Here is a 16048-nt window from a genome sequence, read left to right as displayed (position 1 = left end):
GCCGGGGCGACGGCCGCCTCCCGGTCCCGCCGTCGCCCACTGGGGGAGGCTGTTGCCGAAAAGCCGGTGCGTCGTACGCGTACGTGCCTAGGCTGGCGGGGTGAGCGAATCCCCGAGCACCTCCGCCGGCGCCTACCTGCGCCACCCGCACCTGCACGGTGACCTGGTCACCTTCGTGGCCGAGAACGACGTCTGGCTGGCCCCGGTGGACGGCGGACGGGCGTGGCGGCTCACCGCCGACCACGCCCCGGTCCGCAACCCGCGCTTCTCCCCGGACGGCCGGGACGTCGCCTTCACCTCCACCCGGGACGGCGCCCCCGAGGTGCACGTCGCCCCGGTGGACGGCGGCCCGTCCCGCCGGCTGACCTACTGGGGCAGCGTCCAGACCCGGCTGGAGGGGTGGACCGCCGACGGCCGGCCGGTCGCCACCACCACCGCCGGGCAGTCCACGCTGCGCCGCACCTGGGCGCACGCCGTGCCGCTGGACGGCGGCGAGCCGGTCCGGCTGCCGTACGGGCCGATCGGCGGGCTGGCGTTCGAGCCGAACGGCGACCGCGTGCTGCTCTCCACTGTGAACAACCGGGAGCCGGCCTGGTGGAAGCGGTACCGGGGCGGCCGGGCCGGCAAGCTCTGGATCGGCCGGGAGGAGTTCGTCCGGGTCCACGAGGACCTCGACGGCCAGCTGTCCTCGCCGCTCTGGGTCGGCGACCGGATCGCCTTCCTCGCCGACCACGAGGGCGTCGGCGAGCTCTACTCCAGCCTCCCCGACGGCTCCGACCTGCGCCGTCACACCACCTCGCGGGACGGCTTCTACGCCCGCAACGCGAGCACCGACGGCACCCGGGTGGTCTGGCACAGCGCCGGCGACCTCTGGCTGCTGGACGACCTGGCCGGCGCCGAGCCGCGCCGCCTGGACATCCGGCCCGCCGGCCAGCGCGCCGGGCGCCGCCCCCGCCCGGTGTACGCCGCGCACTGGCTGGAGACCGCCGCCCCCGACCGCACCGGCCGGGCCGGCGCCGTCGTCGTGCGCGGCACCGTGCACTGGCTGACCCACCGGGAGGGCCCTGCCCGGGTGCTGGACGAGACGCCCGGCGTCCGCGGCCGGCAGGCCAGGGTGGTGCCGGGCGAGGACGGCGGCCAGGGCGTGCTCTGGGTGACCGACGCCGAGGGAGACGACGCGCTGGAGTACGCCCCCGCCGTGCTCGGCGCCGAGCGCCGCCGGCTGGCCGGCGGCCGGCTCGGCCGGGTCCGCTCGCTGGTCGTCTCGCCGGACGGCAAGCAGGCCGCGGTCGGCTCGCACGACGGCCGGGTGCTGCTGGTCGTGCTCGCCGACGGCACCGTGCACGAGCTGGAGCGCAGCACCGACGGCGAGGTCAGCGGCCTGGCGTTCAGCCCCGACTCGGCCTGGCTGGCCTGGTCCCGCCCGGCCCCCGGCATGGGCCCCTTCTCGCTGCGCCAGATCGTGCTCGCCAACCTGGCCACCCGCACGGTCAGCGAGGTCACCCCGCAGCGGTTCGTCGACACCTCGCCCGCGTTCACCTCCGACGGCCGCCACCTGGCGTTCCTCTCGGTGCGCAACTTCGACCCGGTCTACGACTCGCACGTCTTCGACCTGTCGTTCCCCAACGGCTGCCGCCCGTACCTGGTCACGCTGGCCGCCGACACCCCGTCCCCGTTCGGGCCGCAGCGGGCCGGGCGGCCGGTCGGCGGGGACGAGGACGAGTCCAAGGGCCGGAAGGCGGACGGCGAGGAGTCCGCCGGGGACGCGCCGCCGGTCACCCGGGTCGACCTGGACGGCATCGCCGACCGGATCGTCCCGTTCCCGGTCGAGGGCGGCCGGTTCGGCACCCTGCGCGCCGCCAAGGACGCCGTGCTCTGGACGAGGGTCCCGCTGATCGGTGAGCTCGGCGACGAGGCGGCCTCGCTGGAGGACGAGCGGCCGCGCCCGGCCCTGGAGCGGTTCGACCTGCGCAAGCGCCGGGTCGAGCAGCTGGTCGACGGCCTCGACGGGTTCGCGGTCAGCGGCGACGGCAGCCGGATCGCCGTACTGGACGAGGGCGGGCTGCGGATCGTCCCGGCCGACCACAAGGCCGGCGAGGACGACGAGGTCGACGTCGACCTCGCCCGGCTGCGTGTGACCGTCGACCCGGCGGCCGAGTGGCGGCAGATGTACGAGGAGAACGGCCGCCTGATGCGCGACAACTTCTGGCGCCCCGACCTCGACGGGGTGGACTGGGCCGGCGTGCTGGACCGCTACCGGCCGCTGGTGGACCGGGTCGGCTCGCACGACGACCTGGTGGACCTGCTCTGGGAGGTGCACGGCGAGCTGGGCACCTCGCACGCCTACGTGCTGCCGCACGGCGTCCACACCGAGGCCGCCCGCCGGCAGGGCCTGCTCGGCGCGGACCTCGTCAGGGACGGGGACGTCTGGCGGATCGCCCGCATCCTGCCCGGCGAGTCCTCCGACCCGCGGGCCCGCTCACCGCTGGCCGCGCCGGGCGCCGCGATCCGGCCGGGCGACGCGATCCTGGCCGTCAACGGCCGCCCGGTGGACCGGGTCACCGGTCCGGCGCCGCTGCTGGCCGGCACCGCCGGGCAGCCGGTCGAGCTGACCGTGGCCGGCAAGGACGGCACCGACCAGCGCCACCCGGTGGTCGTCCCGCTGGCCGACGAGGAGCCGCTGCGCTACCACGACTGGGTGTCCGGCCGGCGGGCGGCCGTGCGCGAGCTGTCCGGCGGCCGGCTCGGTTACCTGCACATCCCCGACATGCAGACCACCGGCTGGGCGCAGATCCACCGGGACCTGCGCTCGGAGATGGCCAAGGAGGGCGTGATCGTCGACATCCGGGAGAACCGGGGCGGCCACACCTCCCAGCTGGTGATCGAGAAGCTGGCCCGCCGGATCGTCGGCTGGGACGTCGCCCGGGACATCACCAGCCCGGTGCCCTATCCCGGCGACGCCCCGCGCGGGCCGGTGGTGGCGCTCGCCGACGAGTACTCCGGCTCGGACGGCGACATCGTCAACGCCGCCATCCAGGCGCTGAAGCTCGGCCCGGTGGTCGGCACCCGAACGTGGGGCGGGGTGATCGGCATCGACAGCCGCTACAGCCTGGTCGACGGCACGCTGGTGACCCAGCCCAAGTACGCCTTCTGGCTGGAGGGCTACGGCTGGGGCGTGGAGAACCACGGCGTCGACCCGGACGTCGAGGTGCCGTTCGCGCCGCACCACTGGGCCGCGGGGGAGGACCCGCAGCTGGCGGAGGGCGTCCGGATCGCGCTGGCCGCCCTGGCCGAGACCCCGGCCAAGACGCCGCCGCCGATGCCCTGGCAGTAGCCGCGGGGGAGCGGGGGGTCGGCCGGTCCGACCTTCCGCTCCGGTCCTGGGTAGGATGCGGGGCTGTTCTTGATCATCGGTAGGTACGGGGGCGGTCGTGGCACAGGGATATCCACCGGGTTCGTACGGTTCGCAGCAGTACGCCCCGCAGCCGTACCCACCCCGGCAGCCCCACGGGCAGCAGCCGTACGGCGGGCAGCAGCCCCACCCGCAGCAGCCCTACGGCGGGCAGGCCCAGCCGTACGGGCAGGCCCAGCCGTACGGGCCCCCGCAGCAGTACGGGCAGGTGCCGCCGCCGGCCCAGCCGTACGGGCACCCGCAGCAGTACCCGCAGGCCCAGCCCTACGGCCACCCGCAGCAGCCCTACGGGCAGGAGCCGCAGCAGCCGTCCTACGCCCGGGTGCCCCGGCCGAAGGAGGCGAGCGGCTTCCGCCGCTACCCGGCGATCCTCCTCGACTGGCTGCTCGCCGTCGTCCTGGGCGTCATCGCCGCCAAGGCCGTCGGCGGTCCGAAGAGCGACCACCCCGGCTCCTACTTCATGGCCCTGCTCGCCGTCGGCTTCGGCGTCTCCTACGTCAACCAGGTGCTGTTCGCCCGGCTCACCGGCTTCAGCGTGGGCAAGGGGCTGATGGCGCTCCGGGTGATCCGCAAGAAGGACGGCAGCCGCCCGCACACCTGGCGGCTCACCAAGCGCTGGGCGATCGGCTTCGTGATCATCGCGGTCTCGCTGATCACCGAGGACTTCGAGGACGAGGAGGTCTTCGGCGTCCGCGTGGTGCGCTGGAAGCATCTGAGCGAGTACCAGCAGGCCAGGGCGCGGCTCGGCTAGCATGCGGCCGTACGCCCCGACCGACACCGTGCGACACCGCGAGGAGACCCCGATGGCCGGCGAGCCGCAGCCCGACTGCCTGTTCTGCAAGATCGTGGCGGGCGGGGGCCCGGCCACCCTGGGGCGCAAGACCGAGCGCACCGTCGCCTTCCGCGACATCGCCCCGAAGGCCCCGACCCACGTCCTGGTCATCCCGCACGTCCACTACCCGAACGCCGCCGCGCTGGCCGCGGCCGAACCGGAGATCGCCGGCGAGCTGCTCGCCGAGGCCGGCCGGGTCGCCGAGGACGAGGGCATCCAGGACTACCGTCTGATCTTCAACACCGGTGCCGGCGCAGGGCAGACCATCTTCCACGCACACGTCCACGTGCTCGGCGGCGTCCCGATGAACGAGCGCATGGTCTGACCGTGTCACAGCGCGAACTCGTCGTCCTCGGCACCGCCAGCCAGGTGCCGACCCGGCACCGCAACCACAACGGCTACCTGCTGCGCTGGGACGGCGAGGGCCTGCTGTTCGACCCCGGCGAGGGCACCCAGCGGCAGATGCTGCACGCCGGGGTCTCCGCCACCCAGCTGACCCGGATCGCGGTCACGCACTTCCACGGCGACCACAGCCTGGGCCTCGCCGGGGTGATCCAGCGGATCAACCTGGACCGGGTGCCGCACCCGGTGGACGTCTACTTCCCGGCCTCCGGGGAGGTCTACTTCGAACGGCTGCGGCACGCCACCGCCTTCCACGAGACGGCCGTGCTGCGCCCCCGCCCGATCGAGGAGCCCGGCCCGCTGCCGGCCCCCGGCGCCCGCTTCGCGCTGGACGCCGTCCGGCTCTCGCACCCGGTCGAGTCCTTCGGCTACCGGCTCACCGAGCCCGACGGCCGCCGGCTGGTGCCCGAGCGGCTCGCCGCCCTCGGCATCGCCGGCCCGGACGTCGGCCGGCTGCAGCACCTCGGGGCGATCGAGGTGGACGGCCGGCGGATCACCCTGGACCAGGTCAGCGAGCCCCGGCCCGGCCAGAGCTTCGCCTTCGTGATGGACACCCGGCTCTGCGAGGGCGTCCACGAGCTCGCCGAGCGGGCCGACCTGCTGGTCATCGAGGCGACCTTCACCGACGCCGACGCCCGGCTCGCCGAGGAGCACGGCCACCTCACCGCCGGCCAGGCCGCCAAGGCGGCCGCCGAGGCCGGCGTCCAGACCCTCGTCCTGACCCACTTCTCGCAGCGCTACCCGGACCTCGGCCAGCACCTCGCCGACGCCCGCAAGCACTTCGACGGCACCGTGGTGCTCGCCGAGGACCTCGCCCGGGTGCCCGTGCCGCCCCGGCGCCGCCGGTGACCGTCCACAGCGGCCCGGGCGGGGACCGGGCGGGGACCGGGTGCCGACCGGGGCACGGCCGACCGGCGGAGCGGCCCCGACCGGCGTGGAAAACCGCTCGCGCCGCCCCGCGATCTGCCGCAGCATCGTCGGGTGCGGCCCCGCCGCCCGCCGCAGCGATCACGTGCGCGGCGTACCCTGGTGCCCCGGAGAGAACCGAGCGGCCCACGAGAGACGGATGGGATGAGGCAGGCCCCAGCGCCGACCTATGAGTGACACATCGCAGACCCGTACCGACGGACAGTCGCGCCCCGAGACGGCCGACGACGGCCGCGTCAGCACCCGGATCGTCGTCCCCGAGAAGCACCCGATGGTCACCCTGCTCGGCACCGCCGACTCGCTGCTGCGGGTGATCGAACGGGGCTTCCCCGCCGCCGACATCCACGTCCGCGGCAACGAGGTGACCGCCACCGGAGAGCGCGCCGAGGTGGCCCTCGTCCAGCAGCTCTTCAACGAGATGATGCTGGTGCTGCGCACCGGCCAACCCCTGACGGAGGACTCCGTGGAGCGCTCCATCGCCATGCTCCGGAGCGCCGTCGACGACCCGGACAGCCCGGCGCCGTCGCAGGTGTTCACCGCGAACATCCTGTCCAACCGGGGCCGCACCATCCGCCCCAAGACCCTCAACCAGCAGCGCTACGTCGACGCGATCGACAAGCACACGATCGTCTTCGGCCTCGGCCCGGCCGGTACCGGCAAGACCTACCTCGCGATGGCCAAGGCCGTCCAGGCCCTCCAGGCCAAGGAGGTCAACCGGATCATCCTGACCCGTCCGGCCGTCGAGGCGGGGGAGCGGCTGGGCTTCCTGCCCGGCACCCTCTACGAGAAGATCGACCCGTACCTGCGCCCGCTCTACGACGCGCTGCACGACATGATGGACCCGGACTCCATCCCGCGGCTGATGGCGGCCGGCACCATCGAGGTCGCCCCGCTCGCCTACATGCGCGGCCGCACCCTCAACGACGCCTTCATCATCCTGGACGAGGCCCAGAACACCTCGCCCGAGCAGATGAAGATGTTCCTCACCCGCCTCGGGTTCAACTCCCGGGTGGTCGTCACCGGCGACACCAGCCAGATCGACCTCCCGGGCGGCACCCGCAGCGGCCTCAAGGTCGTCCAGGAGATCCTGGCCGACGTGCCCGACATCCACTTCTCCGTCCTCACCAGCACCGACGTGGTCCGCCACAAGCTGGTCGGCCGGATCGTGGACGCCTACGAGCGCTGGGACGCCCGCCAGGAGGCCGAGGACACCGCTCCGCCGGCCGCCGCCCGCAAGCCCGCCCAGCGGCGTACCGGCAAGGCGACCGCGCCCCGCGCACCCCGACAGTCCCATCGCACCGAAAGCTGAGTAACCAGCCCGTCATGTCGATCGACATCGCCAACGAGTCCGGTTGGGACGCCGACGAGGAAGCCATCCTCGACGTCGCCCGCTACGCACTGGACAAGATGCGGATCCACCCGCAGTCCGAACTGTCCGTGATCCTGGTGGACGGTGCGGCGATGGAGGAGCTGCACATCCAGTGGATGGACCTCCCGGGCCCGACGGACGTGATGTCCTTCCCGATGGACGAGCTGCGCCCCGGCAAGGAGGGCGAGGAGCTGCCGCAGGGTCTGCTCGGTGACATCGTGCTCTGCCCCGAGGTGGCCGAGCAGCAGGGCAAGGCGGCGCCGTCCAAGCACTCGATGGACGAGGAGCTGCAGCTGCTGACCGTCCACGGCGTGCTGCACGTGCTCGGCTACGACCACGAGGAGCCGGACGAGGAGGAGGAGATGTTCGGCCTCCAGAAGGCCATCCTGGACGGCTGGCGGGCCGGCCGCGGCCTCGGCGGCATCTCCCCGGCCCCCACCACCCACTGAGCGCGGAGCCCGAACCCCTGTGAGTGGTGAGAGTACGAGCTTCATCCTCGGTGCCGTGCTGCTCGTCGTGCTCGGCTGGCTGGCCGCGTGCGCCGAGGCGGGCATCTCCCGCGTCTCGAAGTTCCGTGCGGAGGAGGCCGTCCGGGCGGGGCGGCGCGGGTCGGCCAGGCTGCTGACGGTGGCCTCCGATCCGATCCGCTACCTCAATCTGGCCACCCTGATCCGGGTGGCCAGCGAGATGGCGGCCGCGGTGCTGGTCACCGTGGTCTGCGTGCGCAACCTCGACGAGACCTGGCAGGCCGTGCTGCTGGCGTTCGGCGTGATGGTGCTGGTGTCGTTCGTGGCGGTCGGCGTCTCGCCGCGCACGATCGGCCGCCAGCACCCGCTGACCACGGCGACGGCGGCCTCCTTCGTGCTGCTTCCGCTGGCCGCCGTGCTCGGCCCGATCCCGAAGCTGCTGATCCTGCTCGGCAACGCGCTGACCCCGGGCAAGGGCTACAAGGAGGGTCCGTTCGCCTCGGAGGCGGAGCTGCGGGCCCTGGTCGACCTCGCCGAGAAGAACGACGTGATCGAGGACGAGGAGCGCCGGATGGTGCACTCCGTCTTCGAGCTGGGCGACACCATCGTCCGCGAGGTGATGGTGCCGCGCACCGACCTGGTGATGATCGAGCGGCACAAGACCGTCCGGCAGGCGCTCACCCTGGCGCTGCGCTCGGGCTTCTCGCGGATCCCGGTGGTCGGCGACAACGAGGACGACGTGGTCGGCATCGTCTACCTCAAGGACCTCGTCCGCCGCACCCACATCAACCGGGAGTCCGAGTCGGACGAGGTGGGCAGCGTGATGCGGCCGGCCGTGTTCGTCCCGGACTCCAAGCCGGCCGCCGACCTGCTGCGCGAGATGCAGCAGATCCGCTCGCACGTGGCGATCGTGATCGACGAGTACGGCGGCACGGCCGGGCTGGTCACCATCGAGGACATCCTGGAGGAGATCGTCGGCGAGATCACCGACGAGTACGACCGGGAGATCGCGCCGGTGGAGGACCTCGGCGACGGCTCCTACCGGATCACCGCGCGGCTGCTGGTGGAGGACCTGGGCGAGCTGTTCGGCATCGAGCTGGAGGACGAGGACGTCGAGACCGTCGGCGGCCTGCTCGCCAAGCACCTCGGCCGGGTGCCGATCCCGGGCTCGTCCTGCGAGATCCCGCTCCCGGAGGACAGCACCTCCACGCTGTCCGGGATCCGGCTCACCGCCGAGAGCTCGGCCGGCCGGAGGAACCGCATCGGCTCGATGGTCGCCCTCCCGGTCCGCCGGTCCGCCGACCGCTCCGTCGAGGAGGTCGGCGAGTAGCGCCCCGGCGGCGGTGGGGCGACGATGGCGTCATGAGTCATCTACTGCGTGCGGAGTACGGTCCGCGGGGTCGGTCGGCCGGGGCGAGCACCTGGCACGTCGTCCGGGCCGCCGATCCCGCGACGGCCCTCTGCGGCCGCACGATGGACACCGACGCCGAGACCCGGGCGGAGGAGGAGTGGGGCACCGGTCTGCGCTGCTGCCAGCAGTGCGGCTCCCTCTACATGCACGAGGTGCCGCACATGCAGGGGAGCCATCCCTACAGCTAGCCGTCCGGCGGCCGAGCGCTTCCGGGAGACCGGAGTAGCGTGGACAAGGCCGTCCGACGTCTCCAGCGGAGGTCACCATGAAGCTGAAGGACGAACTGCCCGTCGACCGCAAGCTCGCCACGGTGTGGCGGATCGGTGCGGGGCTCGGAGGAGTCTTCCTGATCGTGTTCGGCTGCCTCGGGCTGGCGGACCATCCGGGCTTCCTGTCCACGGAGGGCAACGACGTCGCCGGGATGTCCACCAACGGGGCGCTGAGCATCCTCTCCGTCGTGGTGGGCGGCATCCTCGTGATCGGCGCCTTCATCGGCGGCAACGTCGCCGCCAACCTGAACATGGCGGCCGGGGTGCTGTTCGTGCTCTCCGGCTTCTACGGCCTGACGGTGCTCGGCCGGCCGGACGCCAACATCCTGAACTTCCGGATGGCCAACGTGCTGTTCGCATTCATCTTCGGGCTGGTGCTGACCACCTTCGGGATGTACGGGCGGGTCAGCAGCCACCTTCCGCACGACAACCCGTACTGGAAGCGGCGCGCCGACAACGAGGAGCCGCTGCCGTCCGGCCCCAAGACCTTCGTCAAGGTGATGCGGCCCGGACCGCCGAACCCGATCGGCCACTGAGGCTCGAACCCGCCGGCCGCGGAGGCCGAGGCCGGTGCCGGCCGGCGGCCGCGGTGGAACGTCTGGACGGCCGACCGGAGCGGCGTCCTATGCTCGGCGGCATGAGTGACATCGTCGAGATCGACCCCGAAGACAAGAAGATCATCACCCTGGCCCGCTCCGCCCGCGCCCGCAACGGCGTCGCGGAGGGGGCCGCGGTGCGCGACGAGACCGGGCGCACCTACGTGGCCGGGACGGTCGCGCTGGAGTCGCTGCGGCTGAGCGCGCTGCAGACGGCGGTCGCGATGGCGGTGGCCAGCGGTGCGAAGTCGCTGGAGGCGGCGGCCGTGGTGACCGAGGCGGGGGAGCCCGCCGAGGCCGACCTGGCCGCCGTGCGGGACCTCGGCGGGGCCGGGACGCCGGTGCTGCTGGCCGGTCCGGACGGCGCGCTGCGGCTCTCGGTCGGGGCCCGCTGACCGACGACGCACCTCCGGGCGCCCGGGGCCGCGACCCGGGGCGCCCGGCCCGCGCTGTAGGGCCGACTTCGTTCAGCCGATAATCTCACCGGAAGTTGGCGCGGTGAGAGGGCTGGGGGAGATGGGGCCGTACGCGTTCTTCGCGGGGCTGCTGCTGGGCGTGATGGGCATGGGCAAGTGGCAGGAGACCGGTTCGCCGTTCTGGCTCTGGGGCTCGGTGGCCTTCCTGCTGATGGTGCTGATCATGGGGATCTCCTCGCTGGGCGGCGGCAAGAAGGGCTGACCGTGGCGGTGCGTCCGTCCCGGCTCGGGTGATCAGGGAGAATGGAGCCCATGAATGCCCCTTCCTCCTCGTACCGCTCCGGCTTCGCGTGCTTCGTCGGCCGTCCCAATGCGGGCAAGTCGACCCTGACCAACGCCCTGGTGGGGACGAAGGTCGCGATCACCTCCGACCGCCCGCAGACCACCCGGCACACCGTCCGCGGCATCGTGCACCGCCCGGACGCCCAGCTCGTCCTGGTCGACACCCCCGGCCTGCACAAGCCGCGCACCCTGCTCGGCGAGCGCCTCAACGACCTGGTCCGCACCACCTGGGCCGAGGTCGACGTGATCGGCTTCTGCCTGCCCGCCGACCAGAAGCTCGGCCCCGGCGACAAGTTCATCGCCAAGGAGCTCGCCGAGATCAAGAAGACCCCCAAGGTGGCCATCGTCACCAAGACCGACCTGGTCGACTCCAAGCGGCTCGCCGAGCAGCTGATCGCGGTCCAGCAGCTCGGCGCCGAGCTGGGCATCGAATGGGCGGAGATCATCCCGGTCTCGGCCCTCGGCGACAAGCAGGTCGACCTGGTCGGCGAGCTGATCACCAAGCTGCTCCCCGAGGGCATGCCGCTCTACCCGGACGGCGACCTCACCGACGAGCCGGAGCAGATCATGGTCGCCGAGCTGATCCGCGAGGCGGCGCTCGAGGGCGTCCGGGACGAACTGCCGCACTCGCTGGCGGTCGTGGTCGAGGAGATGCTCCCGCGCGAGGGCCGCCCGGCGGACCGTCCGCTGCTGGACATCCACGCCAACGTCTACATCGAGCGCCAGAGCCAGAAGGCGATCGTGATCGGCGCCAAGGGCTCGCGGCTCAAGCACGTCGGCACCACCGCCCGCAAGCACATCGAGGCGCTGCTCGGCACGCCGGTCTACCTGGACCTGCACGTCAAGGTGGCCAAGGACTGGCAGCGGGACCCCAAGCAGCTGCGCAAGCTCGGTTTCTGACCCCAGGTCGCACGCTCGGCTCCCGGCCCGGAGCCGCGACGGCGGCCCGCCCGGAGACCTCCGGACGGGCCGCTGTTCCGCGTCGGGCGACCGGTGCTAGGCGCCCTCGCGCAGCACCAGCGAGACCAGCTCGCGCTGCGACTCGGTCAGCTTGGGGTCGGCGCAGTGGACCGTCCGGCCGTCGACGGTGATCTCGTAGTGGAAGCCGTCCGGCACCCCGTACGAGGGCGCCCGCAGCCCGCCCGCGACGGCCTCGCGGGCGAGCGCGTGCACGTGCGGGGCGTCGATCCGCTCGGTGGTGTCGAGTTCCGCACGGCGGACCTGGCCCGCTAGGCCACCGGTCCGGGTCACCTGGATACGCATGGTGTCCATGGTGATGCGCAGGGATGGTGTTTGCCGGGGTTTTCCCGGACCTTGACCTTGCGGGATCCGCCGCCCGGCCGGCGGTCCGGGGATCAGCCGGCGCTGACGCCGACCTGCGCCCAGGCCGCCGTCACCGTGTCGGCCACCGAGGGTTCGGGGTAGCGGGCCCTGGCGGCCGCGACGGTGGCCCGGGCGAAGGCGGTGAACCCGGCGTCGGAGGGCAGCCGCCGACCGGTCAGCGCGTCGTACCAGATCCGCCCCGCCCGCTCCCACGCCGGCCCGCCGAGCGCGGTGGCGAGCAGGTAGAACGCGTGGTTGGGGATGCCGGAGTTGATGTGCACGCCGCCGTTGTCCCGGGCGGTGCGGACGTAGTCGCGCAGGTGGGCCGGCTGCGGGTCCTTGCCGAGCCGGGGGTCGTCGTACGCGGTGCCGGGGGCTCTCATCGAGCGCAGCGCGACGCCCTGCACGCCCGGGGCGAGCAGACCGGCGCCGATCAGCCAGTCCGCGTCGGCGGCGTCCTGGCCCAGCGCGTACTGCTTGACCAGGGAGCCGAACACGTCGGAGACGGACTCGTTGAGCGCACCGGGCTGGCCGCGGTACTCCAGGCCGGCGGTGAACTGGGTGACACCGTGGGTGAGTTCGTGGCCGATCACGTCGAGGCAGGCGGTGAAGTCGCCGAACACCTCGCCGTCGCCGTCCCCGAAGACCATCTGCCGGCCGTCCCAGAAGGCGTTGTCGTAGTGCACCCCGTAGTGCACGGTGGCGTCCAGCCGCAGGCCCTCGCCGTCGATCGAGCGGCGTCCGTAGACGTCGGCGAAGAGTGCGTAGGTCGCGCCGAGGCCGTCGTAGGCGTGGTCGACCGACTGGTCGTCGACGGGGCCCTGGCCCTCCCGGCGGACGGTGCGCCCGGGCAGTTGCTCGGTGTGTTCCGCGTCGCCGATCACCCGGTCGAGCCGTTCGGAGCCGGGCCGGGGCGGGGCGGCGGTGAGGCGGGCCGTGCGGTGCACGGCGTCGAGGGCGAGGGAGCGGGCGGCGGGCTCGTGACCGTCCTCGGCGAGGCGGTCCAGGACGTACGGCGGAACGATCGCGCAGAGCGCCGGTTCAGCGGTCATGTGGCCAAGAGTGAGGCAAGCGTGACGTGTTGTCACCGGCGCGGACGAAATCGCGCGCCGTCTCAAGGAGTGGAATGTCCGCCCGGCTCGCTTCGGGGGCGCGCTCCGCTCGGTTACGCTGGAGCACATCATGCGCAACTGGCTGCTTCTTCTTAGCTGCCGCGTCGAGGGCCTGTAGTCCACCAAGGGCCGGCTCCCTCGCCGCGGGGACTGTGCTGTGCGCGTAGGAATCGGGCGATCCGGCGACGGGTCGCGAGCGGCAGCAGGCCGGCCAGTCGGGTGTCCACCTCACCCCGACACGCCCCGCATCCACAGGAAGCCGAGAGTCACCTCCATGACCGAGCAGAGCTCCGCCGCGTCCGTCCCCGCCGGTCGGGCCTTCACCGACCGTCCCACCCCGATCACCGCCGCGACCGTCCGCCAGCAGCCCGCGGGCATGCGTCACGGCCGCTACCTGCCGTTCGGCACCGTCGACCTGCCGGACCGCACCTGGCCGTCGAAGGTGATCACCAAGGCGCCGCGCTGGCTCTCCACCGACCTGCGGGACGGCAACCAGGCGCTGATCGACCCGATGTCCCCGGCCCGCAAGCGGAAGATGTTCGACCTGCTGGTCGCGATGGGCTACAAGGAGATCGAGGTCGGCTTCCCGTCCTCCGGCGCCACCGACCACGCCTTCGTGCGGTCGCTGATCGAGGAGGGCGCGATCCCGGAGGACGTGACCATCTCCGTGCTGACCCAGGCGCGCGAGGAGCTGATCGAGAAGACGGTGGAGTCGCTGGTGGGCGCCCCGCGGGCGACCGTCCACCTGTACAACGCGACCGCGCCGCTGTTCCGCCGGGTGGTCTTCCGCAACGACAAGGAAGCCACCAAGGCGATCGCCACCGACGGGACCCGGCTGGTGATGGAGTACGCGGACAAGCTGCTGGGGGACGACACCGTCTTCGGCTTCCAGTACTCGCCGGAGATCTTCGTCGACACCGAGCTGGACTTCGCGCTGGAGGTCTGCGAGGCGGTCATGGACGTCTGGCAGCCGGGCGAGGGCCGCGAGATCATCCTGAACCTGCCGGCCACCATCGAGCGGGCCACCCCGAACGTCCAGGCCGACCAGTTCGAGTGGATGTCGCGCAACCTGTCCCGCCGCGAGTACGTCTGCCTGTCGGTGCACCCGCACAACGACCGCGGCACCGCGGTCGCCTCCGCCGAGCTGGCCTACATGGCCGGCGCCGACCGGATCGAGGGCTGCCTGTTCGGGCAGGGCGAGCGGACCGGCAACGTCGACCTGGTCACCCTGGGCATGAACCTGTTCTCGCAGGGCATCGACCCGCAGATCGACTTCTCCGACATCGACGAGGTGCGCCGCACCGCCGAGTACTGCAACCAGATGGAGGTGCACCCGCGCCACCCGTACGCCGGCGACCTGGTGTACACCTCCTTCTCCGGCTCGCACCAGGACGCCATCAAGAAGGGCTTCGATGCCCTGGAGGCGGACGCGAAGGCGGCCGGCGTACCGGTGGAGGAGCACACCTGGGGCGTGCCGTACCTGCCGATCGACCCGAAGGACGTCGGCCGCACCTACGAGGCGGTCATCCGGGTCAACAGCCAGTCCGGCAAGGGCGGCGTCGCGTACGTCCTGAAGAACGACCACAAGCTGGACCTGCCGCGCCGGATGCAGATCGAGTTCTCCCGGATCATCCAGGCCAAGACCGACGCCGAGGGCGGCGAGGTCACCCCGGCCGACATCTGGGCGGTCTTCGAGGACGAGTACCTGCCGACCACGGCCAACCCGTGGGGCCGGATCGCGCTGAGCGGCTCGCGGACCCTGACCACCGAGGACGGCCGGGACGCGCTGACCGCCGAGGCCGTCGTCGGCGGCGTGCCGGTCACCCTGGCCGGTACCGGCAACGGCCCGGTCTCCGCGTTCGCCGACGCGCTGGCCCGGATCGGCGTGGACGTCCGGGTGCTGGACTACGCCGAGCACGCGCTGAGCGAGGGCGGTGACGCCCAGGCCGCGGCGTACGTCGAGTGCGCGGTGGAGGGCAAGGTGCTGTGGGGCGTCGGCATCGACGGCAACACGGTGCTGGCCTCGCTGAAGGCGATGATCAGTGCCGTCAACCGCGCGCAGCGCGGGTAGTTCGTACGAGTGGTAGTCGCCGGGCCGTCCTTCGGGGCGGCCCGGTGCCGTTCCGGGCGGCCGGGGCCGGGCGGGGCGCCCGCGGGGTGTGGCCTGCGCCACACTTTTTCGGATTCCGGGCCGTTCGAGGTGCTGACACGTGCCGGTAACCGTGGCAACATCGACGCACCGGAAAGCCGGGCCGGTGGGACGGCCTCGGTGTCCGGTCGCGTGACCTGCCCATGGTTGTGCAGGCCGCCTGCCGTGTCTGGGGAGTGGCGCCGTGACAGGGTTGTGGGGTGTTCGCCCGCGGTGGCGGACTGACGTTCTCGGTGAATTCTTCTGCCCGGGCTGCGGTGGCGACCGCAACTACCGCCGGCAACACGGCCGGCGGTGGCTGCGGTTGCTGGGTACCCCGGTGCTGCCGCTCGGCCCCGTCCTCGGCAGCGTGCAGTGCACCACCTGCCACGGCCGGTACGGGGTGGAGAGCCTGGAGCAGCCCACCTGCGTGCGCCTCGGCGGGATGCTGCGCGACGCGCAGTACACGGTCGCGCTGGCCCTGCTCGCCGCCGGCGGCACCGCGCACCGGGCGGCCCGCGAGGCGGCCTGCGCGGCCGTGCGGGAGGCCGGTTTCGAGGACTGCGGCGAGGCCCAGGTGCTGGCGGCGCTGGCCGCCCTCTCCGGTCTCGGTGGCGAGCTCCACGACGCCCACGGCGTGGCCGCCGGCCTGGCCGTCGAGCTGCACGCGGTGCTCGAACCGCTCGCCGTGCACCTGGCCCAGCAGGGCCGGGAGCGGCTGCTGCTCCAGGGGGCCGCGATCGCCCTGGCCGACGGGCGCTACCTGCCGCAGGAACGCGAGGCGCTGGCCGCGGTCGGGCGCTGCCTGGACCTGCCGCAGAGTTCGGTCGGGGCGCTGCTGGAGGCGGCCACCCGGGCTTCGCGCTAGGGCCCCGGCCGAACCGGCGCCGCCCGCTCCGCAACCCGACCCGCTCCGCAACCCGACCCGCTCCGCAATCCCACCCGCTTCGCGATCCCACCCGCTTCGCGATCCCACCCGCTTCGCGATCCCACCCGCTTCGCAACGGGCGACAGGATCCGAGACCCCCACAGAACCGGGCCC

The 16048-nt window shown here is 72.9% G+C and carries 16 protein-coding genes; 14 read left to right on the top strand and 2 right to left on the bottom strand.

Features of this window, described 5'->3' with window-relative positions:
* Nucleotides 1–100: 100 nt before the first annotated feature.
* The 12 genes from MCM47_RS04115 (at nt 101) to era (ending at nt 11343) form a co-directional block, all read left to right on the top strand.
* Entirely contained in the window at nt 101–3334 is a 3234-nt protein-coding gene (locus tag MCM47_RS04115; protein WP_238741072.1) for a S41 family peptidase, read from the top strand.
* Between the two features lie 97 nt (nt 3335–3431).
* Nucleotides 3432–4163 carry an RDD family protein gene (locus MCM47_RS43150; RefSeq protein WP_308222278.1) on the top strand — a complete coding sequence of 244 codons (732 nt, stop codon included), beginning with the start codon at nt 3432–3434 and terminating at the stop codon, nt 4161–4163.
* 52 nt (nt 4164–4215) lie between these two features.
* Nucleotides 4216–4569 carry an HIT domain-containing protein gene (locus MCM47_RS04100; RefSeq protein WP_238741070.1) on the top strand — a complete coding sequence of 118 codons (354 nt, stop codon included), beginning with the start codon at nt 4216–4218 and terminating at the stop codon, nt 4567–4569.
* 2 nt (nt 4570–4571) lie between these two features.
* Nucleotides 4572–5495, top strand: a complete 924-nt coding sequence (locus MCM47_RS04095) for a ribonuclease Z (protein ID WP_238741061.1) — start codon at nt 4572–4574, stop codon at nt 5493–5495.
* 349 nt (nt 5496–5844) lie between these two features.
* Entirely contained in the window at nt 5845–6882 is a 1038-nt protein-coding gene (locus tag MCM47_RS04090) for a PhoH family protein (protein ID WP_238741514.1), read from the top strand.
* A gap of 14 nt (nt 6883–6896) precedes the next feature.
* Complete coding sequence (gene ybeY / locus MCM47_RS04085) at nt 6897–7391, top strand: rRNA maturation RNase YbeY (RefSeq protein WP_238741059.1); 495 nt, start codon at nt 6897–6899, stop codon at nt 7389–7391.
* 19 nt (nt 7392–7410) lie between these two features.
* On the top strand, nt 7411–8739 hold the full coding sequence (locus MCM47_RS04080) for a hemolysin family protein (protein ID WP_238741052.1): 1329 nt from the start codon (nt 7411–7413) through the stop codon (nt 8737–8739).
* 32 nt (nt 8740–8771) lie between these two features.
* The gene (locus MCM47_RS04075) at nt 8772–9008 is read left to right on the top strand and encodes a hypothetical protein (RefSeq protein WP_238741050.1); all 237 of its coding nucleotides are present in this window, start codon (nt 8772–8774) and stop codon (nt 9006–9008) included.
* 77 nt (nt 9009–9085) lie between these two features.
* Nucleotides 9086–9625, top strand: coding sequence for a DUF4383 domain-containing protein (locus MCM47_RS04070; protein WP_238741048.1), 540 nt, complete (start codon nt 9086–9088; stop codon nt 9623–9625).
* A gap of 89 nt (nt 9626–9714) precedes the next feature.
* The gene (locus MCM47_RS04065) at nt 9715–10080 is read left to right on the top strand and encodes a cytidine deaminase (protein ID WP_238741046.1); all 366 of its coding nucleotides are present in this window, start codon (nt 9715–9717) and stop codon (nt 10078–10080) included.
* A gap of 103 nt (nt 10081–10183) precedes the next feature.
* Complete coding sequence (locus MCM47_RS04060; RefSeq protein WP_238741044.1) at nt 10184–10363, top strand: hypothetical protein; 180 nt, start codon at nt 10184–10186, stop codon at nt 10361–10363.
* 50 nt (nt 10364–10413) lie between these two features.
* Nucleotides 10414–11343: a GTPase Era gene (era, locus tag MCM47_RS04055; protein ID WP_238741042.1), complete on the top strand. Its 930-nt coding sequence runs from the start codon at nt 10414–10416 to the stop codon at nt 11341–11343.
* Nucleotides 11344–11439: 96 nt separating this feature from the next.
* Here era and MCM47_RS04050 read toward each other — a convergent pair whose 3' ends face one another.
* Both MCM47_RS04050 and MCM47_RS04045 read right to left on the bottom strand, forming a co-directional pair.
* On the bottom strand, nt 11440–11706 hold the full coding sequence (locus MCM47_RS04050; protein WP_238741040.1) for a protealysin inhibitor emfourin: 267 nt from the start codon (nt 11704–11706) through the stop codon (nt 11440–11442).
* 92 nt (nt 11707–11798) lie between these two features.
* Nucleotides 11799–12818, bottom strand: coding sequence for a M4 family metallopeptidase (locus tag MCM47_RS04045; protein ID WP_238741038.1), 1020 nt, complete (start codon nt 12816–12818; stop codon nt 11799–11801).
* Nucleotides 12819–13152: 334 nt separating this feature from the next.
* Between MCM47_RS04045 and leuA the strand changes: the two genes are divergently transcribed.
* Together leuA and MCM47_RS04035 are read left to right on the top strand one after the other, a co-directional pair.
* A complete protein-coding gene (leuA, locus tag MCM47_RS04040; protein WP_238741036.1) occupies nt 13153–14949 on the top strand; it encodes a 2-isopropylmalate synthase in 1797 nt (598 codons plus the stop codon).
* Between the two features lie 262 nt (nt 14950–15211).
* Nucleotides 15212–15874 carry a TerB family tellurite resistance protein gene (locus MCM47_RS04035; RefSeq protein ID WP_374209061.1) on the top strand — a complete coding sequence of 221 codons (663 nt, stop codon included), beginning with the start codon at nt 15212–15214 and terminating at the stop codon, nt 15872–15874.
* Nucleotides 15875–16048: the final 174 nt, after the last annotated feature.

The sequence above is a fragment of the Kitasatospora sp. A2-31 genome, assembly GCF_022288725.1.
In the GTDB taxonomy this organism is placed as follows: Bacteria; Actinomycetota; Actinomycetes; order Streptomycetales; family Streptomycetaceae; genus Kitasatospora.
This window is presented reverse-complemented; position numbering and strand designations above follow the sequence as displayed.